Annotated in this window: 23 protein-coding genes and 1 tRNA gene; 18 read left to right on the top strand and 6 right to left on the bottom strand. The window is 65.9% G+C overall.

What is annotated here, in order from left to right; all coding sequences use genetic code 11:
• Positions 1–43 precede the first annotated feature (43 nt).
• Positions 44–466 (bottom strand): DUF2147 domain-containing protein, encoded by a 423-nt coding sequence (locus AC3ISA_RS16230; RefSeq protein WP_489178691.1) that lies wholly within the window; start codon positions 464–466, stop codon positions 44–46.
• Positions 467–581: 115 nt separating this feature from the next.
• The gene (gene ligA / locus AC3ISA_RS16225) at positions 582–2,921 is read right to left on the bottom strand and encodes an NAD-dependent DNA ligase LigA (protein ID WP_489178690.1); all 2,340 of its coding nucleotides are present in this window, start codon (positions 2,919–2,921) and stop codon (positions 582–584) included.
• 120 nt (positions 2,922–3,041) lie between these two features.
• Between ligA and AC3ISA_RS16220 the strand changes: the two genes are divergently transcribed.
• The 3 genes from AC3ISA_RS16220 (at position 3,042) to AC3ISA_RS16210 (ending at position 5,423) form a co-directional block, all read left to right on the top strand.
• Positions 3,042–4,001 (top strand): M28 family peptidase, encoded by a 960-nt coding sequence (locus tag AC3ISA_RS16220; RefSeq protein WP_489178689.1) that lies wholly within the window; start codon positions 3,042–3,044, stop codon positions 3,999–4,001.
• On the top strand, positions 3,998–4,489 hold the full coding sequence (locus tag AC3ISA_RS16215; RefSeq protein WP_489178688.1) for a hypothetical protein: 492 nt from the start codon (positions 3,998–4,000) through the stop codon (positions 4,487–4,489). Before AC3ISA_RS16220 ends, AC3ISA_RS16215 begins: the two co-directional genes overlap by 4 nt.
• 271 nt (positions 4,490–4,760) lie before the next feature.
• Positions 4,761–5,423 (top strand): sugar transferase, encoded by a 663-nt coding sequence (locus tag AC3ISA_RS16210; RefSeq protein ID WP_489178687.1) that lies wholly within the window; start codon positions 4,761–4,763, stop codon positions 5,421–5,423.
• On the opposite strand, the gene rpiA is transcribed toward AC3ISA_RS16210, so the two are convergent.
• Positions 5,420–6,106 carry a ribose-5-phosphate isomerase RpiA gene (gene rpiA / locus AC3ISA_RS16205; RefSeq protein WP_372692209.1) on the bottom strand — a complete coding sequence of 229 codons (687 nt, stop codon included), beginning with the start codon at positions 6,104–6,106 and terminating at the stop codon, positions 5,420–5,422. The genes AC3ISA_RS16210 and rpiA overlap by 4 nt on opposite strands.
• A gap of 107 nt (positions 6,107–6,213) precedes the next feature.
• Between rpiA and AC3ISA_RS16200 the strand changes: the two genes are divergently transcribed.
• Complete coding sequence (locus AC3ISA_RS16200; RefSeq protein ID WP_372692210.1) at positions 6,214–6,909, top strand: SseB family protein; 696 nt, start codon at positions 6,214–6,216, stop codon at positions 6,907–6,909.
• Positions 6,910–6,922: 13 nt separating this feature from the next.
• Here the strand turns inward: AC3ISA_RS16200 and glmU are convergent, their stop codons facing one another.
• On the bottom strand, positions 6,923–8,269 hold the full coding sequence (gene glmU / locus AC3ISA_RS16195; RefSeq protein ID WP_489178686.1) for a bifunctional UDP-N-acetylglucosamine diphosphorylase/glucosamine-1-phosphate N-acetyltransferase GlmU: 1,347 nt from the start codon (positions 8,267–8,269) through the stop codon (positions 6,923–6,925).
• A 58-nt stretch (positions 8,270–8,327) separates the two neighbouring features.
• On the opposite strand from glmU, the gene AC3ISA_RS16190 reads away from it, so the two are divergent.
• The 3 genes from AC3ISA_RS16190 to AC3ISA_RS16180 all read left to right on the top strand — a co-directional run bounded on the left by AC3ISA_RS16190 (position 8,328) and on the right by AC3ISA_RS16180 (position 10,568).
• Positions 8,328–9,047: an HAD-IA family hydrolase gene (locus AC3ISA_RS16190; RefSeq protein ID WP_372692212.1), complete on the top strand. Its 720-nt coding sequence runs from the start codon at positions 8,328–8,330 to the stop codon at positions 9,045–9,047.
• A 100-nt stretch (positions 9,048–9,147) separates the two neighbouring features.
• Positions 9,148–10,437 (top strand): dicarboxylate/amino acid:cation symporter, encoded by a 1,290-nt coding sequence (locus tag AC3ISA_RS16185; protein WP_372692213.1) that lies wholly within the window; start codon positions 9,148–9,150, stop codon positions 10,435–10,437.
• A gap of 56 nt (positions 10,438–10,493) precedes the next feature.
• Positions 10,494–10,568: transfer RNA gene (locus AC3ISA_RS16180), tRNA-Val, on the top strand.
• A gap of 18 nt (positions 10,569–10,586) precedes the next feature.
• Here the strand turns inward: AC3ISA_RS16180 and AC3ISA_RS16175 are convergent.
• Positions 10,587–11,516 (bottom strand): ROK family protein, encoded by a 930-nt coding sequence (locus AC3ISA_RS16175; RefSeq protein ID WP_489178685.1) that lies wholly within the window; start codon positions 11,514–11,516, stop codon positions 10,587–10,589.
• A 244-nt stretch (positions 11,517–11,760) separates the two neighbouring features.
• On the opposite strand from AC3ISA_RS16175, the gene AC3ISA_RS16170 reads away from it, so the two are divergent.
• The 4 genes from AC3ISA_RS16170 to AC3ISA_RS16155 all read left to right on the top strand — a co-directional run bounded on the left by AC3ISA_RS16170 (position 11,761) and on the right by AC3ISA_RS16155 (position 15,044).
• On the top strand, positions 11,761–11,901 hold the full coding sequence (locus tag AC3ISA_RS16170; protein ID WP_201304447.1) for a hypothetical protein: 141 nt from the start codon (positions 11,761–11,763) through the stop codon (positions 11,899–11,901).
• Between the two features lie 66 nt (positions 11,902–11,967).
• Positions 11,968–13,338 carry a class II 3-deoxy-7-phosphoheptulonate synthase gene (locus AC3ISA_RS16165; RefSeq protein WP_489178684.1) on the top strand — a complete coding sequence of 457 codons (1,371 nt, stop codon included), beginning with the start codon at positions 11,968–11,970 and terminating at the stop codon, positions 13,336–13,338.
• A gap of 90 nt (positions 13,339–13,428) precedes the next feature.
• Positions 13,429–14,004 (top strand): prephenate dehydratase domain-containing protein, encoded by a 576-nt coding sequence (locus AC3ISA_RS16160; protein WP_489178683.1) that lies wholly within the window; start codon positions 13,429–13,431, stop codon positions 14,002–14,004.
• 281 nt (positions 14,005–14,285) lie between these two features.
• On the top strand, positions 14,286–15,044 hold the full coding sequence (locus tag AC3ISA_RS16155; RefSeq protein ID WP_489178682.1) for a chorismate mutase: 759 nt from the start codon (positions 14,286–14,288) through the stop codon (positions 15,042–15,044).
• A 441-nt stretch (positions 15,045–15,485) separates the two neighbouring features.
• Here AC3ISA_RS16155 and panC read toward each other — a convergent pair whose 3' ends face one another.
• Entirely contained in the window at positions 15,486–16,346 is an 861-nt protein-coding gene (panC, locus tag AC3ISA_RS16150; RefSeq protein ID WP_489178681.1) for a pantoate--beta-alanine ligase, read from the bottom strand.
• 75 nt (positions 16,347–16,421) lie between these two features.
• Here panC and AC3ISA_RS16145 point away from each other — a divergent pair, with 75 nt between their 5' ends.
• The 7 genes from AC3ISA_RS16145 (at position 16,422) to fabG (ending at position 22,589) form a co-directional block, all read left to right on the top strand.
• Complete coding sequence (locus AC3ISA_RS16145; RefSeq protein ID WP_489178680.1) at positions 16,422–17,090, top strand: SPOR domain-containing protein; 669 nt, start codon at positions 16,422–16,424, stop codon at positions 17,088–17,090.
• Positions 17,091–17,219: 129 nt separating this feature from the next.
• A complete protein-coding gene (locus tag AC3ISA_RS16140; RefSeq protein ID WP_372692221.1) occupies positions 17,220–18,056 on the top strand; it encodes a division plane positioning ATPase MipZ in 837 nt (278 codons plus the stop codon).
• A gap of 7 nt (positions 18,057–18,063) precedes the next feature.
• Positions 18,064–18,492 (top strand): J domain-containing protein, encoded by a 429-nt coding sequence (locus tag AC3ISA_RS16135; RefSeq protein ID WP_489178679.1) that lies wholly within the window; start codon positions 18,064–18,066, stop codon positions 18,490–18,492.
• A 135-nt stretch (positions 18,493–18,627) separates the two neighbouring features.
• Positions 18,628–19,323, top strand: a complete 696-nt coding sequence (locus tag AC3ISA_RS16130; RefSeq protein ID WP_489178678.1) for a YceI family protein — start codon at positions 18,628–18,630, stop codon at positions 19,321–19,323.
• 65 nt (positions 19,324–19,388) lie between these two features.
• Entirely contained in the window at positions 19,389–20,690 is a 1,302-nt protein-coding gene (locus AC3ISA_RS16125; protein ID WP_489178677.1) for a cytochrome b/b6 domain-containing protein, read from the top strand.
• A gap of 71 nt (positions 20,691–20,761) precedes the next feature.
• On the top strand, positions 20,762–21,706 hold the full coding sequence (fabD, locus tag AC3ISA_RS16120) for an ACP S-malonyltransferase (protein WP_489178676.1): 945 nt from the start codon (positions 20,762–20,764) through the stop codon (positions 21,704–21,706).
• A 142-nt stretch (positions 21,707–21,848) separates the two neighbouring features.
• Positions 21,849–22,589, top strand: a complete 741-nt coding sequence (gene fabG, locus AC3ISA_RS16115) for a 3-oxoacyl-[acyl-carrier-protein] reductase (protein WP_489178675.1) — start codon at positions 21,849–21,851, stop codon at positions 22,587–22,589.
• The last annotated feature ends 88 nt before the right edge of the window (positions 22,590–22,677 follow it).

Here is a 22,677-nt window from a genome sequence, read left to right as displayed (position 1 = left end):
GGATCGCTCCGGCCGGGCCTTTCGTCTGTCTGGCGCTTCGATCTTACTGGATGCGGGTCCAGGTCTGGGTCTTGCACAGGGGGGCGACGACGCAGCCGCGCAGGTTCAGGCTGTTGTCCCCGGTCATGGTGATGGTGCCGCGATAGGTGCGGCCGTCAGCCGGATTGTAGACCGATCCGTTGCGCCATTCCGTCGGGCCGCCGGTGAAGCCGGTCAGCATGGGCAGATTGCGCAGGGTGCGGCTGCGCTGGGCGGCGTCGCGATTGTGCTGGTCGCGCGCGTTGGCGTCGGCGCGAATATGATCCGAGGTCACCAGCGTGCCGCACAGGGCCTGACCGCAGCGCGCGATACGCACCTGGCCGCCGTTGGTCGGCGTCTGCCACAGGCCGGTCGGATCGCCAGCCAGGGCCGGAGAGGCGAGGGCGGCCGCCAGCGTGGCGGCGGCCAGCATGATCTTGATCTTCATAGTCGTTCCCTTTCGTCGGGTCGGTTGACCGCCCGTTGAAGGCGACGTTGATCCCGGTTTCAGTTGAAAACAAGGCTGAAACAACGGGTATCGCCAACGAAAACCGGACCTTAAGTCAACTTTTCCCATCGATCAGCGCCAGCCATTCGTCCTCGGTCAGAACCTGGACGCCATGCTTTTCGGCATCCTTCAGCTTGGAGCCCGCACCGGGGCCTGCGACCAGATAGTCGGTCTTCTTCGACACCGATCCAGAGACCTTGGCGCCCAGGCTCTCGGCGCGGGCCTTGGCTTCGTCGCGGGTGAAACGTTCCAGGGCGCCGGTGAAGACGACGGTCTTGCCCGCGACCGGGGTGTCGGACTTGGGCCGTTCTGCGTCGACGATCTCGGTTATCTCGGCCTCCAGCGCGGCGACGACTTCAAGATTGTGCGGCTCGTGGAAGAAGTGGGCCAGGGCCTCGGCGGCGACCGGGCCCACGCCGGTGACGCCGGCGATATGGTTCAGCATTTCGGACGGGCCTTCCTCGCGTGCAACGCGGGCCAGTTCGACCAGGCTGGACCAGTCGTTGGTCATCGTGGCCAGTGAACGTCGGGCAGGAGCGGCCATGCCGGGGAAGGCCTGGCTGATTTTCATGTCCATCGTGGCCTCGGGCCAGGGATCGGCGGCGGGCGGCGTGGCCTCGGCCATCAAGCCGAGAACGCGAGGCGAAATGGCGTGGGCGCTGGCCAGTGCGCGCCAGGCGGGCGACGGGATGCCTGCCGCTGCCTGGAGACAGGCGGCCTTCAGCGCAGCCCAGCTCTCGAAGGCGCGGGACAGGACAATCGAAGTCTGTTCGCCGATGTCGCGTATGCCCAGGCCGAACAGGAAGCGGTCCAGCGCGATGACGCGGCGGGCGTCGATGCCGGCGACCAGGTTTCGGATGCTGGTCTCGCCATAGCCGTCGTCCTTCTCCAGTTCCTTCAGCCGTGCCTCGTCCCGCGCCAGGCGGAAGATGTCGGCGGGCTCCTTGATCCAGCCGCGCGCGTTGAAGGCGACCAGCTGTTTCTCGCCCAGGCCTTCGATGTCGAAGGCGCGGCGGCCGACGAAATGTTTGAGCCGTTCCACGATTTGCGCGTCGCAGATCAGGCCGCCGGTGCAGCGGCGCTTGACCTCGTCGCCCTCGCGCACCGCCTCGGAGCCGCAGACCGGGCATTTGTCGGGGAAGACATAGGGGGCGGCGTCGGCGGGACGCAGGTCGGGGACGACGCCCAGAATCTGGGGGATGACGTCGCCGGCGCGTTGCAGGCGGACGGTGTCGCCGATGCGGACGTCCAGACGTTCGATCTCGTCTTCATTGTGCAGGGTGGCGTTACGCACCACCACGCCGCCGACTGTGACGGGATGGAGCCGGGCGACGGGGGTCAGGGAGCCGGTGCGGCCGACCTGGATGTCGATGCCTTCCAGCACCGTGGTCGCCTGTTGCGCCGGGAACTTGTGGGCGATGGCCCAGCGGGGGCTGCGGGCGACGAAGCCCAGGCGGCGTTGCCAGTCGATGCGATCGACCTTGTAGACCACGCCGTCGATGTCATAGCCCAGGGTCGCGCGGTCGCGTTCCAGTTCGCGATAGACCGCGATCAGCCCCTCGGCGCCCTCGACCCGGCGCGAGCGGGCGTTGACCGGGAAGCCCCAGGCCTTGAGCTTTTGCAGGGCCTGCCACTGGGTCTCGGCGAAGTCGGTGGAGTGTTCGCCCCAGGCGTAGGCGAAGAATTTCAGCGGGCGTTTGCCCGTGATTCGGGCGTCCTTCTGGCGAAGGGAGCCGGCGGCGAAGTTGCGGGGGTTGGCGTAGGTGCGGCGGCCCTCCGCCTCGGCGGCGGCGTTGAAGGCGGCGAAGGCGTCGTTGGGGGCGTAGACCTCGCCCCGGACTTCGATCCGGTCGGGCCAGACGTCGCCGGCCAGGCTCTGTTGGACATCGGCGATAGTGTTCAGATTGTCGGTGACATTCTCACCGGAGCGACCGTCGCCGCGCGTGGCGCCGATGGTCAGCCGGCCGTCCACATAGAGCAGATTAGCGGACAGGCCGTCGATCTTGGGCTCGGCGACGAAGGCGATGGGTTCGTCGGCCGGCAGTTTCAGGAAGCGCGCGATGCGGGCCACGAAGTCGCGCACCTCGCCCTCGTCGAAGGCGTTGTCCAGCGATAGCATGGGCACGCCGTGGCGGACCTCGGCGAACTGGCTGGAGGCGACGGCGCCGACCTTGTGCGATGGCGAATCCGGGCGGATCAGGTCGGGGAAGGCGGTCTCGATCTCCAGGTTCCGCGCGCGCAGGGCGTCATAGTCGGCGTCGGAAATCTCGGGCGTCGCCTCGTTGTAGAGGGCGTCGTGGCGCGCCATCTCGGCAGCCAGCCAGGCCAGGGCCTCGGCTGCCGTTTCAGGCGTCAGGTCGTCAACGGGGATTTCGAGAGGAATCGCGGGGGCCATGTCCGCCGTCATATCATCTGTCGCGGCGGCCGTGCATCGCGCAAAGCCGATGATGACAGAACCGTAGGCTGACGGCCCGATCTGTGGGCGCTAGGGTCCGGGTTCTGTGTTGGAGCCTGTATGAATCGTTCGACCCTTTGCCTTGTCCTGACCGGCGCCGCCCTGGTCATAGGCGGCTGCACCGCTGTTCCCGTTGGCCCGACTTCTGTCGCGCCCGCGCCCATCGCGGCGGGGCCGAGCCAACTGCTGGAGGATGTTCGCATGCTCTCGGCGGACGACATGCAGGGGCGGGACACCGGATCGCCGGGCGGCGAGCGCGCCCGCGCCTATATCGTGGCCCGGCTGGAGGCCATCGGCGTGCAGGCGCCGCCGTTCGGGCGCTTGCAACCGTTCGAGGCGTCCGGCCGCACGCGCGAAGGCGTCAAGACGTTCAGCGGCGTCAATATCGTCGGCCTGATCCCCGGACGGCGCGCCGCCGACCGCTACATCGTCGTGACGGCGCACTACGACCATGTCGGGGTCAATGACGGCCAGATTTTCCATGGCGCGGACGACAACGCTTCGGGCGTGGCGACCATGCTGGAACTGGCCGCGCGGCTGAAGGCCCAGCCGCCGGAGCACAGCGTGCTGATCGTGGCGCTGGACGGGGAGGAGCGTGGCCTGTTGGGCGCACGCGAGTTCGTCAAGGCGCCGCCGGTGCCGCTGTCCTCGATCAGTCTGAATCTGAACTTCGACATGACGGCGCGGGCGGAGACCGACGGCCATCTATGGGTCACAGGCACATATCAGCATCCCAATCTGCGGCCCATTCTGGAGGGCGTGCAGCCGAATGGGGTGGTATCGTTCGTCTTCGGCAAGGATACGCCGCAGGATACGGGCGAGAACAACTGGGTCGAGGCGTCCGACCATGCCGCCTTCCACGCGGCGGGCGTGCCGTTTCTCTACATGGGCGTGGACTATCACCCCGATTATCACCGCCCCAGCGACACGTTTGAGCGAATCACGCCGTCGGTCTTCACCAGCGCGACCGAGATCGCCATCGCCGGCTTCCGCGCCTTGGATCAGGCACTGGATCAATGAGCCGCCGTCTTGGAGCGATCGTCGTCATGGGCGTGCTGGCCCTCAGCGCCTGCGAGCGTCGAGAGGCGGCGGCGCCGACGCCCGAAGTCGCACGGTTCAGTCATCGACTGAGCGCCGACATCTCGGGCGACTATCGCCCCGTGGGCGAGGGAAGCAGCCAGGTGGCGTCGCTGTTTGTGGGTCAGGCGGCGGCGTTCACGGCCTGGGAGGTGGGACAAAGCAGCGCGCCGCCGCTGATCCTGTCGCTGACCGGGCCGCAAGGGCCGATGCGGGTGAGCCCAGACACCTATGCGATCACCGACGACACGGTGCAGGTGACGGGCTCGGCGCCGGGCGGCGGCGTCGTGCGCCTGCAGGGGCGGATCGACCAAGGGGCGCTGGCGACGGCGCGGCGCAATCTCGGCGACCAGACGCCCGTCATCACCGGAACGGTTTCGGTGGACGGGCAGCGCACGCCTTTCACCCTGAGTTGGTGGGGCGGCGACTGATCAGAGGATGGCGCGGACGGCCAGATAGACCCCGGTCGCGATCAGGATCCAAAGAAGCACGCTGAGGCCGGCGATAAAGCCGACAGACCGGAGGCCGGACCAGCGCGGTTCGGAGTCATTGGGGTGAGGTTCGCTGGATCGAGGAGATTTCTTGGTCACAATCAACTTATGGTAGCACGCTCGCAGATGGTCAATGTTCATGCGGCAGTGGGCGCATTGAGGTTGATAATTTCACAACCCTAAGGAATAGTGATCCTGAGGGGGCGGATGAATGTCGACAGTGGAGGCTGCCGAGCGTCAGGTTGAACCTGCGCGTCGCATCGCGGTGCGGCGTGGAGTCGATGACGCCTGGTTGATCCGCCTGCTGGATGTGGTCTTGTCGCTCTGCGCTTTGGTGTTCCTGCTGCCTCTGTTGGTGCTGACCGCCCTGGCGGTGAGGGCGCAGGATGGGGGACCGGCGATGTTCCGCCAGCAAAGGATCGGGCGCGGCGGGCAGGTGTTCGACTGCCTGAAGTTCCGGTCCATGAGCATTGACGCCGAGGCCAGTCTGCCAGCACTCGTGAACGCGGAATGGCAAACGGCGCGCAAGTTTCGACGTGATGCGCGGGTCACCCGCCTCGGCCGCGTCTTGCGGCTTTCCAGCCTGGATGAACTGCCGCAGCTGTTGAACGTGCTGAGGGGCGAGATGTCGTTGGTCGGACCGCGCCCGATCGTGATGGACGAGGCGACGCTGTATGGGCGACGGCTGGCCGACTATTGCGCCGTTCGGCCGGGCCTGACGGGGTTGTGGCAGGTGTCCGGCCGCAACAACGTACCCTACCCGCGTCGGGTGGCAATGGATGTCTGGCTGGTCAGGAACCGGACGGTGCGTGTCTATCTGACGATCCTGGCGCGCACGATCCCTGCGGTGTTGAGCCGCAAGGGCGTCTATTAGGGCAGGCGTTCCTCGAAACCGTCATCCGTGCCGATGATGGCCAGGTCGGCAAGGTCCAGGAACAGGCCGTGTTCGACCACACCGGTGATCAGCTTCAGATCGTCGGCAAGGCGGACCGGATCATGGATGGCCTTGCAGCCTGCGTCGTAGATCAGGTTGCCGCCGTCGGTGCGGACCAGGCCGCGATCCGCCTGGCGCACGCGGGCCGGCTGGTTGATGTCGTGATCGATCAGCACGTCGGCGATGCGGTTCGCCGTGGTCTTGTGACCGAAGGCGACGACTTCGATGGGTAGGGGGAAGGTTCCCAACACCGGCACCACCTTGGCCGCGTCGGCGATGACGATGCAGCGGGCCGAGGCCTCCCACACCAGTTTCTCGCGCAGCAGGGCCGCGCCGCCGCCCTTGATCAGGGCCAGGCCGGGGCCGACCTCGTCGGCGCCGTCCACGGTCAGGTCGATGCGGGGCGTGTCTTCCAATGTGGACAGGGTCAAGCCAAGCTCGCGCGCCAGATCGGCGGTCTTTTCCGAGGTCGGGACGCAGCGCAGCCCAGACAGGCCGCGCGCCGCCAGCGCCTTGACGAACCAGGCGGCCGTGGACCCGGTCCCTAGCCCCACCACCATGCCGGCCTCGACGTGGGCGGCGGCGGCTTCGCCGGCGAGGCGTTTCTGATCTTCTGCGCTCATGCGTGGTCCATAAGCTGTCAGCTATGGTGCGTGAAGAGGCATTGGGACTTGGCCCAGACTGCGTCCGTGCTATTCGCTGTTTTCGACCAGACTGAGGATTCTTGATCATGCGCCAGGACAATGCGCTCGAAGTCGCGCTCGCCACAGCATTGGCGGATCCCGCTCGGCAAGGCGGATTTGAGACGGCGTTTCTGGCGGCAGAGCTTTATGTCTGCCCAACGGGAGGCGCCCCGGCGCCGCATCTCATTCCCGGCTTCGATGTGCCGTTGCGATTGGACGGCGTAGTTCTCAAAAGCGGACAGAAGGCGACGGCGGTATTCAGTCGTCCCGAATTCGCCACTCCCGTATTCGGAGAGCCTGCCAGCATGATCATGCGCGGCCGACACCTGCTGGAAGGCTTCAGTGACGGGTATGTGGTGCTGAATCCAGGTCAGACTCAGGGCCTGGTGCTTACACCCGAAGACATGAGCGCAATCCTGGTTGCGGCCGGCGATGCTCAACCGTTCACCGATTCCGCCGATGTCGTTTTGACCAATCCTGATCCTGAACCTCATCTCTTGGTCGCAAGGCTGAAGATCGCTCTGGATGATGACGCGATCAAGGCTGCATGGTTGGCTCGATCTGCTAACCGTGGAACGGGTGTTCAGGGATGGCGACTGGAGGTTCGTGCAGATATTGATGCAGCCACAGTTCGCGAACGCGTTCAGGCGGCGGTCGAGGGTCTCGATTTTGGAGGCGAACCGCTGGATCTGTTGGTTGCGCCGCCAATCGGTGCAGATGGCGTCGGCTTGAAGGTGATCTGACTACCGGACAGATTCAGGATCTCTGCTTCTTGGCTTTGGCCTCTACGCGGAAGGCAGCGGCCGCTTCGGGTTTGACGGTCTGGCGGGCGCGGCCGAAGGCCATGGCGTCGGTGGGCACGTCTTCGGTGATGACGGAGCCTGAGGCGATCAGGGCGCCGTCGCCGATGACGACGGGGGCGACCAGGCTAGAGTTTGAACCGACGAAGGCGCCGGCCCCCACCTCTGTCCGGGCCTTGTTGAAGCCGTCGTAGTTACAGAAGATGGTCCCGGCGCCGATGTTGGCGCCCGCGCCGACCGATCCGTCGCCCAGATAGGCCAGATGGTTGGCCTTGGCGCCCTCGGCCATCTTGACGTTCTTGACCTCGACGAAATTGCCGACTTTGACGCCTGTCGCCAGGTCCGCGCCGGGGCGCAGCCGGGCGTAGGGGCCGACCTCGGCGCCGGAGGCGACATGGGCGCCCTCGATGTGGCTGAAGCTGCGGATGCGGGCGCCGCCCTCGATCACCGCGCCGGGGCCGACGACGACGAAGGGTTCGATCACGGTCCCGCCGCCGACCTGGGTGTCCCAGGCGAAGTGGACGGTGTCCGGTGCGGCCATCGTGACGCCGGCCGCGAGGAAGGCGTCGCGCTGGACGCTCTGGAACAGGGCCTCGGCTTGGGCCAGTTCGGCCTGGGAGTTGACGCCCATGACGGCGTTCTCGGCGGCGAAGACGGCGCGGGTCGGATGGCCGCCCTTGCGCGCCAGTTCGACCACGTCGGTCAGATAATACTCGCCCTTGGCGTTTGTATTGGTCACATCGGCAAGCAACGAGAACAGCAGGGCGGCAGGCGCCGCCATGACGCCGGAGTTGCAGGCAGTGATGGCGAGCACGTCAGCCGACGCTTCCTTGGCCTCGGTGATGGCGATCAGGGTCTCGCCGTCGAGGATCAGACGGCCATAGGCGCCGGGATCGCGGGCTTCGAAGCCGATCACGGTCACGCCATCCGCATTGAACACCGGCTCGATGTCGGCGGCCATCAGCAGGGGCACGTCGCCGTACGTGACGACAACCTCGCCGTCGAAACCGGCCAGCGCCTGTTCGGCGGCGCGGACGGCGTGGCCGGTGCCCAGCGGCGGGTCCTGGACGGCAATGGCGGCCTCGCCCAGGCGTTTGACCACATGGGCACGGACCTCGGGCGAGTGGGTGCCGACCACAACGACGATCCGTTCGCAGCCCAGGCCTTCGGCCGCGTCGATGGCGTGGTCCAGCATGGCGCGATGGGCCACCGGGTGCAGCACCTTGGGCAGGGGCGACTTCATCCGCGTGCCTTGGCCGGCGGCAAGAATGATGGCGGCGCGGGGGCGCGTCTGGCTGGTCATGAATCGTCTCGCGGTCTAGTCGTCCTGCGATCTAGCCCATCATGCGGGCCAGCGGGAGATGTGGATGACCGATCGCGACCTGGAAGGCTGGACCATCGCCTTCGATCTGGATGGGACGCTGGTCGATTCCGCGCCGGATCTGATCGGAACCCTGAACCGGTTGCTGGTCGAGGAGGGTTTGCCGCCCGTGCCGATGGAATCCGCCTCGACCCTGATCGGGTCTGGCGCGCGGGCGCTGCTGGCGCACGGCTTCGAGGCCGCCGGGGCATCGGTCGAGCGGGCGCAATCGGACGAACTGTTCGAGCGGTTCCTGGTCGATTACGCCGACCACATCGCCGACGGGTCGCAGCCGTTCGAGGGTGTGGTCGAGACGCTGGAGCGGCTGACAGAACGCGGGGCCATACTCGTTGTGGCGACCAACAAACGGTCGGACCTGTCGGAGCTTCTGCTGGAGAAGCTGGACCTGACCCGGCATTTCGCCGCCATCGTCGGGCCGGATCGGGTCAGCGCGCGCAAGCCTTCGGGGGCGCATCTGAAGGAGGCAGTCGTCAAGGGTGGTGGCGATCCCGAACGCGCCATCATGGTCGGGGATGCGGCGCCGGACGCGGATGCGGCTAAGGATGCAGGCATGCCGTGCATCCTCGTCACCTTCGGCTTCACGCCCGTGCCGGTCGAGGAGCTGGGGGCCGACGTGCTGATCGACGATTTCGAGGACGTCGAAGAGGCCATCGACGGCATACTGTTAGACTTCTACGTCATGAAGGCGCTGAAATTCTGAGGGGCGCCGACAGGAAATCTGACGGCTGAATAATCGCCGGCGCGGTTGCGGATCGACATGGCGATGGACAGATTGGCGCACCCCTGTTGAAAGCAACTCCATGCTCGCCCGATTTTTCAAGATCCCGCTTTGGCAGCGCACCGCCGCCGGCTTCATTCTGGGCATCATCGCCGGGCTGATCTTGCGTGAGCGGGCCGAGGTCTGGCTGCAGCCGATCGGCGACGTCTATCTGAACCTGATCCGCATGGTGGTGGCGCCTCTGGTGCTGTTCACCATCGCCAGTTCGATCGCAAAGCTGGGCGAGGGGACGGGCGCCGTGCGGCTGGGCGTGCGGACTATTGTCTGGTTCGCGATCACCTCGCTGCTGGCCGTGCTGGTCGGATTCGCGTTCGGACACATCATCAATCCGGGCGTCGGCCTCGCCAACCTCCCGCTGGGCGAAGTGCGTGAGCGGGTGATCCCGACACCGCTGGAAGTTTTGATCGGCGTCGTGCCGACCAATCCGTTCGCGGCCCTGGCCGAGGGCAAGGTGCTACAGATCATCTTCTTCTCGGCCCTTGTCGGCATGGCGCTGGTGGCGCTGGGCGACCGGGCTCAAGGCGTGCGTCGGCTGGTGGACGAGGGCGCTGCCGTCATCTTCCGCATCACCCGTTGGGTGATCCAGCTGACGCCCATCGGCGTGTTCGGCCTGATCGGCTCGGTCGTCGGCGGTTACGGCTGGGAGGCGCTGCTGCCGCTGCTGAAGTTCATTCTCGCTATCTACGCGGCCTGCCTGTTCCACATCCTGATCGTCTATTCGGGCCTGCTGAAGCTTCACGGGTTGAAGGTCACCAGCTTCTTCCGCGGCGCCTTCGCGGCGCAGCAGACGGCCTTTGCGACATCATCGTCGCTGGGAACGCTGCCGATCACTTTGCGCCAGACAGTCGAGCGTCTGGGCGTGCCTCAGGCCTATGCAGCCTTCGCCGTGCCCCTAGGAGCGAACGTGAAGATGGACGGTTGCGGCGCCATCTATCCGGCCATCGCCTCAATCTTCATCGCCCAGTATTTCAAGATCGACCTGACGCTGACCCAGTATGTCCTGATCGGCCTGACGGCGGTGCTGGGTTCGCTTGGCACAGCAGGCGTTCCAGGAACCAGCATCGTCATGCTGACCCTAACCCTGTCCACCGCCGGCCTGCCGCTGGAAGGCATCGGCTATATCGTCGCCATCGACCGGATCATCGACATGATGCGCACCGCGACCAACGTCACCGGCCAGATGCTCGTGCCGGTGCTGGTGGCCAAGGAGGAGGGCATACTGAACGAGGATATCTACAACGGCCACGTCGCCTGGCTGCCGGGCGACCCGGAAACCGATACGCCCGAAGGCGTTCGGGCAGCCGGAATCTGAAACGGACCCTTGCGCAGGGCTAGCGACCGGGCTATGTCGCCGCCTCCGCAAGGCAAGGACGCGTAGCTCAGCGGGAGAGCACCTCGTTCACACCGAGGGGGTCACAGGTTCAATCCCTGTCGCGTCCACCATCTTCTCCCATTTTGAACCTAGCCTTGCGTCGCCCAGTCTTGCGGCCATTGGCCTGTGACCGAGCGATAGGCCAGGGCGAAGGCGCCGATCAAGCCGGCTGATGCGCCGGCGCTCGGAGCCGCGACATAGGCTTCCATGTCGAGATTGCGGATGCTGGCGTCATAGCCGCCCAACTGCCGTGTCAGCGCCTGCCGAACCAAGTCATACATATGCGGCTGCATCACGCCGCCGCCGATGATGATTCGCTCCGGTCGCAGCGTGTAGGTCAGGTTGGTGCAGAGGCCGGCGATGTATTCGGCCGCCATCGCCCAGGCGGGATGGTCTGGTGCAAAGGTCTCGGCCGGTGCGCCCCAGCGGACGTGGAGGGCAGGGCCGCTGGTCAGGCCTTCCAAGCAGTCGCCGTGGAAGGGGCAGACGCCCGCGAACGTCTCGTCGCCCTTTGCGCGGGGCAGGCGAATATGACCGGCTTCGGGATGGTTCGCCCCGCCATGAGGCGCGCCCTCTATCATCACGCCGACACCCACGCCGGTCCCGATCGTGACGTAGCAGAAGCTTTCCAGCCCTTGTCCGCTGCCAAACAGGCGTTCGCCGATGGCCGAGCCGTTCACGTCGGTGTCCAGTGTCATCGGCACATCCAGCGTGCGCCTTAGATGGCCCAGCAGGTTGACGTTGCTCCACCCGGGCTTGGGCGTTGTCGTGATCGCACCATAGTCCGCCGCATCGGGGCGCAGGGAGAGGGGACCGAAGCTGCCGATCGCCAGCGCCGCCAGTTTGCCGTGGCGCGCCTGGGCTTCGACGAAGAAGGCGGCGACCGCGTCCAATGTCTCGTCAGGAGTGGTCGTAGTGATCCGGACCTGGTCGATGATCCTGCCGCTGACGTCCGCGACGCCGCAGATGAATTTGGTGCCGCCGGCCTCGACGCCGCCGAGCAGGACGGGATGGGTCATTTTTGATCCCCTGTTGGGTGCGACGAAGGTTCGCGGGACTGAACGCGGAATGCCGTCAGGCGTTTATCGGCCATGACACTTCTTGCTCGCATATTGATCACGCTGGACGCCACGACGAAGATTCTGACCCGCAAGGAACGGCTGCTCTGACGAGCAATCCGTGAGCGGCAGGATTTGGCGATTGCGTTGAACGCGATCCATCGCCACCTTCGCCGTCAGACTAGGACACAAGACGAGGACGCCGATGGCCCGCAAACCCAACTACAGCTTCGAACGCCAGGAACGTGAGCGCGCGGCGGCCATCAAGGCGGCCGAGAAGGCGGCGGCCAAGGCCGAACGCAAGGCCGAAACCGCGACTGAAAAGGCGCCGCCCGCCGAAGACTGACGTTTTGCGGCAAAATCCATCCGTCTTTTCGTTGTTTGGACAGGCGCAAAGCTCTATTCTTGCACGATGACACGCTGGACCCCCGAAAGCTGGAGAACCAAGACCGCCCTGCACATGCCGGCGGACTATCCGGATCCCAACGCTCTCGCGCTCGTCGAGGACGAGTTGCGCGCCCTGCCGCCGCTCGTCTTCGCCGGGGAGGCACGCCGCCTGACGTCGAAACTGGCCCAGGTCGAGCGGGGCGAGGCCTTCCTGCTCCAGGGCGGCGATTGCGCCGAGAGCTTCAAGGAGTTCTCGACCGACAACATCCGCGACACCTTCCGCCTGATCCTGCAGATGGCGGTGGTCCTGACCTTCGCCGGCCGCAAGCCGGTGGTGAAGGTCGGTCGGATCGCCGGCCAGTTCGCCAAGCCGCGCTCTTCTCCGCTGGAGGAGATTGATGGGGTCGAGCTGCCCAGCTATCGCGGCGACATCATCAACGGCATGGGCTTCACGCCCGAAGAGCGCGTGCCCGATCCGCAGCGTCTGATCCGCGCCTATAACCAATCGGCCTCGACGCTGAACCTGCTGCGGGCCTTCGCCGGCGGCGGCTATGCTGACCTTTACAACATTCACCGCTGGACCCTGGGCTTCGCAGGCGACAACGCCGCCGGCGCCCAGTACCGCGAGTTGGCCGACAAGATCACCGAGGCCCTGGCCTTCATGGAGGCGGTTGGCGTCACGCCCGAAACCCATCCAGACCTGAGCCGGGTCGAGGTCTTCACCAGCCACGAGGCCCTGCTGCTGAATGTCGAGAGCGCCCTGACGCGCCTGGACGGCGGTTCGGGTGAATGGTTCGACACATCGGCGCATATGCTGTGGATTGGCGAGCGCACGCGTCAGCTGGACGGATCGCACGTCGAATTCATGAAGGGGATCAAGAACCCCATCGGCGTGAAGTGCGGGCCGACCATGACCTCCGACGATCTGTTGCCGCTGATCGACGCGCTGAACCCGGACAATGTCTCGGGCCGTCTGACGCTGATCGGCCGCTTCGGTCACGACAAGGTCGGTGAGCGCCTGCCCAAGCTGATGCGCGAAGTGAAGGCCTCGGGCCGCAAGGTGATCTGGTCGATCGACCCGATGCACGGCAACACGCTGAAGGCCGGCAACGGCTACAAGACCCGGCCGTTCGACCGGATTCTGGGCGAGGTGCGCACCTTCATCGACGTAGCCGAGGCCGAGGGCGTCCACCCCGGCGGCGTCCATCTGGAGATGACCGGCCAGAACGTCACCGAATGCATCGGCGGCGCCCAGGCGGTGACCGAGGACGATCTGTCCAACCGCTATCACACCCATTGCGACCCGCGCCTGAACGCCGACCAGGCGCTGGAGCTGGCCTTCCTGGTGGCCGAGCGGCTCAAGGCCGGGCGGGTGGCGCAGTCGGCGGCGGCCTAGCCGCCGTCAGCGCCCCAAATGCGGGCCGATCCGGTCACGGTGACGCCATCTCTGCAGCGCCAGATCGGAACGATTCCGAGGTAGTGATCGATGGAAGTTGCGGCACAGATTGAAGACAAGCCCGGTCGGGTCGCCTATCAGGGTGCGCCCGGCTCGTTCAGCCACGAGGCCTGTCTGGCCCTGCGGCCGTGGGACGAGGCGGTGGCGTTCGAGACCTTCGCCCAGGCTCTGGATGCGCTTCGTGCCGGGGATTGCGGCTGCGCCCTGATTCCGGTCGAGAACTCGACCATCGGCGTCGTCGAACCGGCGGCCACCCTGGTGGGGGGGCTTGGCGTGGAGCCGGTCGCCGAGGTCTGGCGGCCCATCCGTCATGCGCTGATGGCGACGCCGGGCGCGCGGCTGTCGGACATCAGGACGGTCGAAAGCCACCCCATCGCCCTGGCGCAGTGCAAGGGCACGCTGGCGGGGCTGAACGTCGAGGTGATCGAACATTTCGACACCGCCGGCGCAGCGCGCGATGTCGCCGAAGCGGGCGATCCGACGCGGGCGGCCATCGCCCCGGTCGGCGCGGCCGAGGTCTATGGCCTGTCGATCCTGCGCAACGACTTGCAGGATTCCAGCGATAATCAGACGCGTTTTGTCCTGTTGAGCTTTCCTGAGGGTTGACGACGCACGGTCTTTGCGTCCTTAAGACCTGCACGGATCGCAAAACGATCCGCATAACCGGAACCGGACCATGTCCCGCCAGCGCGCTCTTTCTGTTTCTTTCGACCGTTCGCGCGCGGTTTCCGGCCTCTATTTTGGCTACGGCTTTTACGGCTTTCGATACGCCGGCTGAGGCGTCGGGCGCACTTCGTCCCTGACAGTCTCACCGGCGACCGCTCTGTACCAGAGCGGCTGTTCGCCCCTGCACATATCGAAATCCAGAATGCCGAAAGCCCAATCCCATGCCCAATTCTACCGTCCAGCAAGTGTGGCCTGACATGGCCGACCTGACGCCCGAGCAGCAGGCGCTCGCCGCCCTGCGCGCCGAAATCGACAGCATCGACGACCAGATCCTGACCCTGTTCGAGCAGCGCCTCGCCGTCGCCGCCACCGTGGGTCGCGCCAAGGATGCGCCCAGCGGCCCGCATACCAAGCTTCGTCCCGACCGCGAGCAGACCGTGCTCTCGCGCATGCTGGCGAAGGCCCAGCCCGAGAACGCCGAGGCGGTCGAGCATCTGTGGCGCGAGATCGTCGGCTGGGGCCTGGCCCGCCAGGGCCGGCTTCAGGTCCAGGTCTGGGCGCCGATCGAACCGACCCGCGCCTATGACGGCGCCCGCCTGCGTTTCGGCGCCGCCGCCGACATCAAGATGGTGCGCGATCCGCAGAAGGCCCTGGCCTTCGCCGCCGAAGGCCACGGGATCGCGGTGCTGGCGATCAACACCGAGGACGCCTGGTGGATGGGCCTGCGTCGTGAATGGTCGATGCTGAGCGTGTTCGACGGTTACGGCGGCGAGACGCCGACGTCTCTGGCCGTGGGCAAGATCGACCCGCCAGCCTTGCCCAAGGGCCGTCGCGTCGTCGTGACGGCCGGTGGTGACGCCGGTGACGGCGGCGGCGCGCGGCGCTGGGGTCTGAACACCCATCACGGCTGGACCATAGCCCTGACCGAAGCCGATCTGGCGCCGGGCGATGCGGAAGGCTGCGTCGGCGCGATCGGTTAGATCTGTCCGCGTTTGATGGAATTCCGGATTCTCGACCGGCGGCTGCTGTGTCACGGCCGCCATCCATCCTTTTCATCTAGGCGAAACCGCATCTTTTCAGTGGCTTGAAGGGTGGGATCGGCTTTTTCCTGAGTCCGATTTCAAACGCGGTTATGATGCCGGCTCGGTCTTTGACATCGCCATCCCTCGACGTGACTTGGACTCGTTGGACTGTTTTTTCCGAGTCCAACTTTCAGGCCCGAATTGCACTTCGTTGCACTGTGCAATTCGGGCTCTGTTGTTTTCTTCAAACAAAACAATGATCCGCTGCGTCAATTGCACTTCATTGCACCATTTTTCACGCGTGCAATTCGCCGCCCAACCTGGGGCTGTCGCCGAAGCGGTTTGGAGATCGGATCGCAGAGGAGGGCCGTGTCCAGCAACGGATGCGGCCCTTCTTTTTCAGACGGCCATATTGTCGATCAGTCGCGTCTTGCCCAGCCAAGCGGCGGCCAGGATGCGCGCGGGGGCGTCGACGATGTCGTTGCGGAACGGCGTCAGATCCTCGGCGTGGCGAATGACGACATAGTCGACGCGCTCGAACCCGGCTTTCAGGATGGCGGCATAGGCTTCGCGCTCGACGCCGGGCAGGGGGCGGCCGCTGGCGGCCTGGACCCCTGCCTCGGCCAGAATGCCGTTCAGACGCCTCGCGGTCTCCAGCTCGGTCTCGGTCAGGTAGCCGTTGCGCGAGGACAGGGCCAGGCCCCAGCCGTCCCGCTCGGTCGGCGCGCCGACGATCTCGACCGGCAGGTCAAGGTCCCGCACGAAGCGGCGGATGACCATCAGTTGCTGATAGTCCTTCTCGCCGAAGACGGCGACATCGGGCTGGACCTGGTTGAACAGCTTGGTGACGATCAGGGCGACGCCGCCGAACATCTGCGGCCGGAAATCCCCCTCCAGGCCAAGGGCAGGGCCGGTCATGGCGATGCTGGTGGCGAAGCCGTCGGGATACATCTCCTTAGCCGAAGGGGCGAACATCAGGTGGCAGCCCGCGCCGGCCAGCAGACGGGCGTCCTCCTCCTGTTGGCGGGGGTATTTGCCCAGGTCTTCATGGGCGGCGAACTGGGTCGGATTGACGAAGTTGGAGGCGACGACGCGGTCGGTGCGGCGCGCGGCCTCTCGCACCAGCGTCAGGTGGCCTTCATGGAGGGCGCCCATGGTCGGAACCATGCCGACGCTCAGGCCTTGTCGTTTCCAGTCCCGGACGATTGCACGCAGTTCGGCGACGGTTCGGACGACGGGGAGGGGGGCGGCGTCTATCATTATGAAGCGATTAACCTTTCCGCTTAAGCCTGTTGATGCACCAGACTGCAAAGTCTGGGCTCTAGGGTCGTGCTTATGACGCCCGCAGAAGCGCCCCGTCCAGTTCTGATCGCCCTGGCCTGCGCCAGCGGCCTGGCCTTGGCCGGCTGCGGCGCGGTGGACAGCAATCCGCATCGCTTCAGCGCGATGGCCGAGAACGTCGCCGCGATCGACATTCCGTTGAAGCCCGACGGCCGACACCGAGCCGCCGAACAGGCCGGTCTGCGTCCCGCCCGGTTCACGCCGGTCAAGGTGGCTGTCATGGACCCGCACGCCATGTGGGACGCCCGCGACGCCCAGGCCGGTATTCGTCACGAGGCCGAGGATGCGGGTCTGCGTGACGCTGTGATTCGAGTCACCGAACCTGTAGTCCAGGCTGCGGCGCCCGCCGTCGCGAAGGCCGTGGCGGACGAGGCGGTCGCGCGGATCCACGCACCCCTATTGCGTCCCGCCAGTCTGAACACCCCGACTCAGGGGCGCACGATCCAACTCGGCGCCTATTCCAGTCCCGCCAGCGCGCAACAGGCGTGGGCGCGGCTGAAGGCCAAGTCCGATCTGTCGGGCCTGTCGCCGGTGTTCGAAGAGGTTCAGGTCAACGGCCGCAGTCTGACGCGGCTGAAGGTGGGACCGGTCTCGACCGAGACCGCCGCCGCCATATGCCGGTCGGCCGACGTCGTGGATGCATGGTGCGCCCGCAACAGCTGAGGCCCGCCGGCTCGCCGTCCACAGGTCTGCGTTAAGGTTCCGTTGACGTTTGCCCCAACGAGGCCGAGTCTCGCCGGACCTAGGACCACGCAGCTTGAGTCGCGTGGTCAGCACAGAGGATTCCCTCGAATGACGCAGCCGCATGTGATCGTCCTCGGCAACGAAAAGGGCGGGGCGGGCAAGTCCACCCTGGCCATCCACATCGTGACGGGCCTGCTGCACGCCGGCCGCACGGTGGCGATCATCGACCTGGACCTGCGCCAGCGCTCGATGCAGCGCTTCTTCCACAATCGCCTGGCCTGGCTGGAGGGGAATGGTCAAACGCTGCCTCAGCCCTTCATCCCCGATATGGGCGACGGCAAGGCTCTGGCCAAGGCGGGTGCCGCCGAACAGATCGCCGTATTCGACCGCGCTTTCGACGAAGCGGCGGCGCAAGGGGTGGACTGCATCTTGATCGATACGCCCGGAGGCGACACGGCCGTTTCGAACGCCGCCCACGCCCGCGCCGACCAGATCGTGACGCCGATGAACGACAGTTTTGTCGATTTCGACCTGTTGGGCGAGGTCGATCCGGTGACGCTGGATCTGCTGAAGCCGTCGATCTATTCCGAGAGCGTCTGGGAGGCGCGCAAGCAGCGGGCCATCGCTCAGGGGCGTCACGCCACCATCGACTGGCTTGTCGTCACCAACCGCCTGGCTGTCGCCGAGGCGCGCAACCGCAAGCGTCTGGAAGAGCGGATGAACAAGCTAGCCAAACGGGTCGGCTTCCGCGTTGGGCCCGGCCTGCGCGACCGGGTCATCTATCGCGAGTTGTTCCCGTTCGGCCTGACTGTAGCGGACCTGTCGAACGACATACGGCCCGTAGCGGTGTCGCTGGCTCACGTCGCCGCACGACAGGAAATGCGCAACCTGATGAAGGCGATGGGGCTGGAACAGGCGCTCAGCCCTTTGGACGTAGCGGCCTGATTTCTCCATGGGCCTGATCTGGCTGGCCTTGGCGGCGATCGCCGTCTGGGCGCTGGTGCGACTGGGCCGGCAGACCGAGCGACGCAGACGGGCGCATTGGCGCGTGACGGCGACCCTACTGGGTGCGGTCATGTTGGCGGGCGGCGCTTTGGCGGCGTTTCGCGGGGCGTGGCTGACGGCGGCGGCTCTGGCGGCGGTGGGTCTCTATCTGGCCTGGTCCTCGCGAATCCGGCCCGTGATCCGATCCGAACCGATCAGCGAGGCCGACGCCCGCGCGGTGCTGGGCGTCGGATCGGGCGCAAGTGAAGCCGAGATACGCGAGGCGTGGAAGCGGACCATGGCGCGCGCCCACCCCGATCAGGGCGGCACCGAAGGCCTGGCCATTCGCGTCAATGCGGCGCGTGATCGACTGCTGAGAAAAACCGGACGCCTTTAAGCTTGGCCTGCGCGCAAACGGATCGTTGCCGTCGTTCTGTAATTCGGCACAGTCTCGAAATCAGAAACCGAAACTGTTGCAAAACAAATCCAGCCGATCTAGATCGGGTCGTCATTTGTTGAACGGAGTTTCTGGATGAAGATCGCACACATCGCGGCATTATCGGCCTTGGTCGTGCTGGCGGCCTGCAACAAGGCGGGCGAGGCGCCTGCTTCGCCAGCCGCCCAGGCAGAAACGCCTGTGACGCTGAAAGCTCCGGCCGGCGTCTACACCCTGGATCCGACTCACGCGACGCTGCAGTGGTCGCTGCTGCACAACACGATCTCTCACTACACGGCGCGCTTCGACAAGTTCGAGGCCGAGCTGACGCTGGACCCGGCCAATCTGGAAAACTCCAGGATCACGGCGACCATAGATCCGACCTCGGTCAGCGCCGCCTATCCGGCCGACTATCAGGCGTCGCACGGCGGTTCCGGCTTCACCAGTTGGGACGACGACATGGCCAACAGCCCCAACTTCCTGAACGCCAGGGGTTTCCCGACCATCACCTTCGCCTCGACGGCCGTCGAGAAGACGGGCGCGCGGACGGCCAAGGTGACCGGCAACCTGACCTTCCTGGGCCAGACTCATCCGGTGACGTTGGACGCCACGTTCAATGGGGAGATCGAGCGTCATCCATTCGCCCAGGTTCCTGCCGTCGGTTTCGCGGCCGAGGGCAAGTTCAAGCGTTCGGACTTTGGCATGGCGGTCGGTCCCGTGGGCAACGAGGTGACGATCCGTTTCGACGGCGAGTTCATCCAGAAGGCCGCGCCGGCTGCTCCGGCGAACTGACAAGACCCAAAGGGCGGCGGATCGATCCGCCGCCTTTTTTTGTAATCGAACTATCAGAAGCCTTCATGTCGAACGCCAGCACCCGCTATTCGCCCGTCGCCATCGCCCTGCATTGGGTCATCGCGCTGCTCATCCTGTCGATGATCCTGATGGGGTTGTGGATGACGGCGGCGATCGAAAGGCCAGACAGCCAGGCCCTGGCCTATCGGGTGTTCCAGATCCACAAGTCGATCGGCTTCCTGATTTTGGCCCTGACCGTGGTGAGGATCGTCTGGCGGCTGACGCACCGTCCACCGGCTCTGCCGGGCGGGATGAAGCGGTGGGAGGCGTTCGCCGCCGGAGCGACGCATGTGGCCTTTTACGCCCTGCTGTTGGCTCTGCCACTGACGGGGTGGCTTTATGTGTCGGCGGGATGGGCGGTGTCTCAGGATCGGGCGCTGGAGGTGGCGACCAGCTGGTTCGGTCTCTTCCCGATCCCTCATCTGCCGGGCGTGGCCGAACTGTCGATCCAGATGCGGCGGGCGCTGGCGTTCCAGGCCATGGGCGCCCATTCGCTGATGGCATGGGGGGCGGTGGTACTTATCGTGCTGCACGTCGGTGCGGCGTTGAAGCATCAGTTCATCGATCGAGACGGCGTGCTGAGCCACATGGTGCCAGGTCTGAAGGGTGGCCATGCGGCGGTCGGGCGCGCGCCGCAGTCGCCCTGGGCCGAACGGGCCGTCGGCATCTCGCTGGTGTTGGCAGTGGCTGTCGCGGGCGCTATCGCCGCCCAGCCCTATGCCCTGCCTGAAAGCCAGGTCGTGGCCGCGACGACGCCCGTCGCGGCTCCAGTTCCCGCTGCCGATGCCCCGGTTGCGCCAGGCTCGGCGATCGGGTGGACCATCGATCCAAAGGCGTCGAGCATCGGCTTTAACGGAACACACGCCGGCAAGCGCTTCGAGGGTCGTTTCGAGCGTTGGCAGGGTCAGGTCTGGTTCGATCCGGCCGACCTGGCGGGATCCAAGGCCGTGGTGACCGTTCAGACGGCATCCGCGCGAACGGGCGATCCGACCCAAGAAGGGTCTTTGCAAGGGCCGGAATGGCTGAACCCCGAGCAGTATCCCGTCGCACGTTTCGAGGCGGGGACTTTCCGATCGCTCGGCGGTGATCGTTATGAAGCGACGGGAACGCTGCGCATCAAGGCGAAGACGATTCCCGTGGTCCTGCCTTTCCGCTTCACCGAGACCAACGGCGTCGCCCGTGTCCAAGGCGCGCTGGAACTTGATCGAACGGCGCTGGACCTGGGCATGGCGTCGGACGCCACGGCCGACTGGGTGTCGAAGATGATCGGGGTGCGGATTGAGGTGTCGGCGCGTCGCGCTCCGTGACCCGCCGCTTGCCCTGACGGAAGTCTGGGCTTACGGGTCCGCGCCTTGATCAATGATTCAGGGAGTGGTCGATGACCCTCGCACTTCTGTTTCCGGGCCAGGGCAGCCAGGCCGTCGGCATGGGCGCGCAGCTTGCGGACGCCTTCCCATCCGCGCGCGACGTCTTCGCCGAGGTGGACGAGGCTCTGGGCCAGAAGCTGTCGGTGCTGATGCGCGAAGGGTCCGAGGATCAGCTGACCTTGACCGAGAACGCCCAGCCCGCCCTGATGGCGGTATCGATGGCGGCGATCCGGGCGCTGAAGGTCGAGTTCGGTTTTGACGTGTCGGCGGCCGCCTATGTCGCCGGTCACTCGTTGGGCGAATATTCGGCCCTGGCGGCGGCGGGCGCGATCTCGCTGTCGGACACCGCACGGCTGCTGAAGCTGCGCGGCCAGGCCATGCAGCGCGCCGTGCCGGTGGGGCGCGGCGCGATGGCCTCGCTGATCGGACCCAAGACCGATCTGGCGCTGGCGGAAGCGGCGGCGGCGGCCGGTTCGGAAATCGGCGTCTGCGTGGTCGCCAACGACAACAACAACGGCAACATCGTCATCTCGGGCGAGAAGGCGGCCGTGGATCGCGCCATCGAGAAGGCCAAGGAACTGGGCGCGCGGGCGATCCCGCTGAACGTCTCGGCGCCCTTCCACTGTCCGCTGATGCAGCCCGCGGCCGACGAAATGGCGGCGGCGCTGGCTTCGGCGACCATCGTGGCGCCGGTCGTGCCCGTGGTGGCCAATGTGTTGGCGCGGCCGGAGAGCGACCCTGAGGTGATCCGCCGGCTGCTGGTGGAGCAGGTGACTGGCCGGGTGCGCTGGCGCGAGAGCATGGAGTGGATGGCGACCGAAGGCGGCGTGACGCGCTTTGTCGAGATCGGCTCGGGCAAGGTGCTGACCGGCATGGCCAAGCGGATCGCGCCGGACGCCGAGAGCCTGCCACTGAACACGCCGGAAGAGCTGGAAGCGTTCGCCAAGAGCCTGTAATTTACCGCTCATCCCGGCGAAAGCCGGGACCCAGATCTTTGGGCGATGAGCGTTTGAGTTTGCGCTGGAGCGGTGATCCCGGCCATCCTGCGCATGAAAGCACTGGGTCCCGGCTTTCGCCGGGATGAGCGGAGAAATTCGAATGTTCAATCTTGCAGGCAAGACCGCGCTGGTGACCGGCGCCACGGGCGGGATCGGCGGGGCGGTGGCGCGGGCGCTGCACGCCCAAGGTGCGACCGTGGTGCTGTCGGGCACGCGTGAGGCCGTGCTGGCCGAACTGGCCAAAGAACTGGGAGAGCGGGCGCATTTCGCCACGGCGAACCTGTCTGACGCAGAGTCGGTCGACAATCTGGTCAACGCAGCCGAGACGGCGGCGGGCGCGCCGCTGGACATCCTGGTGGCCAATGCGGGCATCACCAAGGACGGCCTGCTGATGCGGATGAAGGACGAGGACTTCCAGTCCGTCCTGACCGTCAATCTGGAATCCTATTTCCGCCTGACCCGCGCGGCGGTGAAGGGGATGATGAAGCGCCGTTCGGGGCGAATCATCGGCGTGACATCGGTTGTCGGTGTGACGGGCAACCCGGGCCAGACCAACTATTCGGCGTCCAAGGCCGGCATGATCGGCTTTTCCAAGTCGCTGGCGCAGGAAGTCGGATCGCGCGGCATCACCGTCAACTGCATCGCGCCGGGCTTCATCGCCTCGCCGATGACGGACGTGCTGAACGACCAGCAGCGCGACACCATCCTGGGCCGCATCCCGGCCGGCCGGCTGGGATCGGGCGACGAGATCGCCGCCGCCGCCGTCTATCTGTCGTCCGACGAAGCCGCCTATGTGACGGGTCAGACCCTGCATGTGAACGGCGGCATGGCGATGATTTAAGGGCTGCGGCCCTTATCACGTCGCGCAACAGACTATTTCCAGCCCGAAAGCCTGTGCTAAAGGGTTGAATGCATCGGCGGTTCGGGCT

It is taken from the genome of Brevundimonas sp. KH_058 (assembly GCF_057838505.1).
This window is presented reverse-complemented; position numbering and strand designations above follow the sequence as displayed.

Excerpts from the sequence above, each read along its gene's own strand:
- AC3ISA_RS16230 (WP_489178691.1), bottom strand. The coding sequence starts at position 466 with ATGAAGATCAAGATCATGCTGGCCGCCGCCACGCTGGCGGCCGCCCTC.
- ligA (WP_489178690.1), bottom strand. The coding sequence starts at position 2,921 with ATGGCCCCCGCGATTCCTCTCGAAATCCCCGTTGACGACCTGACGCCT.
- AC3ISA_RS16220 (WP_489178689.1), top strand. The coding sequence starts at position 3,042 with ATGAATCGTTCGACCCTTTGCCTTGTCCTGACCGGCGCCGCCCTGGTC.
- AC3ISA_RS16215 (WP_489178688.1), top strand. The coding sequence starts at position 3,998 with ATGAGCCGCCGTCTTGGAGCGATCGTCGTCATGGGCGTGCTGGCCCTC.
- AC3ISA_RS16210 (WP_489178687.1), top strand. The coding sequence starts at position 4,761 with ATGTCGACAGTGGAGGCTGCCGAGCGTCAGGTTGAACCTGCGCGTCGC.
- rpiA (WP_372692209.1), bottom strand. The coding sequence starts at position 6,106 with ATGAGCGCAGAAGATCAGAAACGCCTCGCCGGCGAAGCCGCCGCCGCC.
- AC3ISA_RS16200 (WP_372692210.1), top strand. The coding sequence starts at position 6,214 with ATGCGCCAGGACAATGCGCTCGAAGTCGCGCTCGCCACAGCATTGGCG.
- glmU (WP_489178686.1), bottom strand. The coding sequence starts at position 8,269 with ATGACCAGCCAGACGCGCCCCCGCGCCGCCATCATTCTTGCCGCCGGC.
- AC3ISA_RS16190 (WP_372692212.1), top strand. The coding sequence starts at position 8,328 with ATGTGGATGACCGATCGCGACCTGGAAGGCTGGACCATCGCCTTCGAT.
- AC3ISA_RS16185 (WP_372692213.1), top strand. The coding sequence starts at position 9,148 with ATGCTCGCCCGATTTTTCAAGATCCCGCTTTGGCAGCGCACCGCCGCC.
- AC3ISA_RS16175 (WP_489178685.1), bottom strand. The coding sequence starts at position 11,516 with ATGACCCATCCCGTCCTGCTCGGCGGCGTCGAGGCCGGCGGCACCAAA.
- AC3ISA_RS16170 (WP_201304447.1), top strand. The coding sequence starts at position 11,761 with ATGGCCCGCAAACCCAACTACAGCTTCGAACGCCAGGAACGTGAGCGC.
- AC3ISA_RS16165 (WP_489178684.1), top strand. The coding sequence starts at position 11,968 with ATGACACGCTGGACCCCCGAAAGCTGGAGAACCAAGACCGCCCTGCAC.
- AC3ISA_RS16160 (WP_489178683.1), top strand. The coding sequence starts at position 13,429 with ATGGAAGTTGCGGCACAGATTGAAGACAAGCCCGGTCGGGTCGCCTAT.
- AC3ISA_RS16155 (WP_489178682.1), top strand. The coding sequence starts at position 14,286 with ATGCCCAATTCTACCGTCCAGCAAGTGTGGCCTGACATGGCCGACCTG.
- panC (WP_489178681.1), bottom strand. The coding sequence starts at position 16,346 with ATGATAGACGCCGCCCCCCTCCCCGTCGTCCGAACCGTCGCCGAACTG.
- AC3ISA_RS16145 (WP_489178680.1), top strand. The coding sequence starts at position 16,422 with ATGACGCCCGCAGAAGCGCCCCGTCCAGTTCTGATCGCCCTGGCCTGC.
- AC3ISA_RS16140 (WP_372692221.1), top strand. The coding sequence starts at position 17,220 with ATGACGCAGCCGCATGTGATCGTCCTCGGCAACGAAAAGGGCGGGGCG.
- AC3ISA_RS16135 (WP_489178679.1), top strand. The coding sequence starts at position 18,064 with ATGGGCCTGATCTGGCTGGCCTTGGCGGCGATCGCCGTCTGGGCGCTG.
- AC3ISA_RS16130 (WP_489178678.1), top strand. The coding sequence starts at position 18,628 with ATGAAGATCGCACACATCGCGGCATTATCGGCCTTGGTCGTGCTGGCG.
- AC3ISA_RS16125 (WP_489178677.1), top strand. The coding sequence starts at position 19,389 with ATGTCGAACGCCAGCACCCGCTATTCGCCCGTCGCCATCGCCCTGCAT.
- fabD (WP_489178676.1), top strand. The coding sequence starts at position 20,762 with ATGACCCTCGCACTTCTGTTTCCGGGCCAGGGCAGCCAGGCCGTCGGC.
- fabG (WP_489178675.1), top strand. The coding sequence starts at position 21,849 with ATGTTCAATCTTGCAGGCAAGACCGCGCTGGTGACCGGCGCCACGGGC.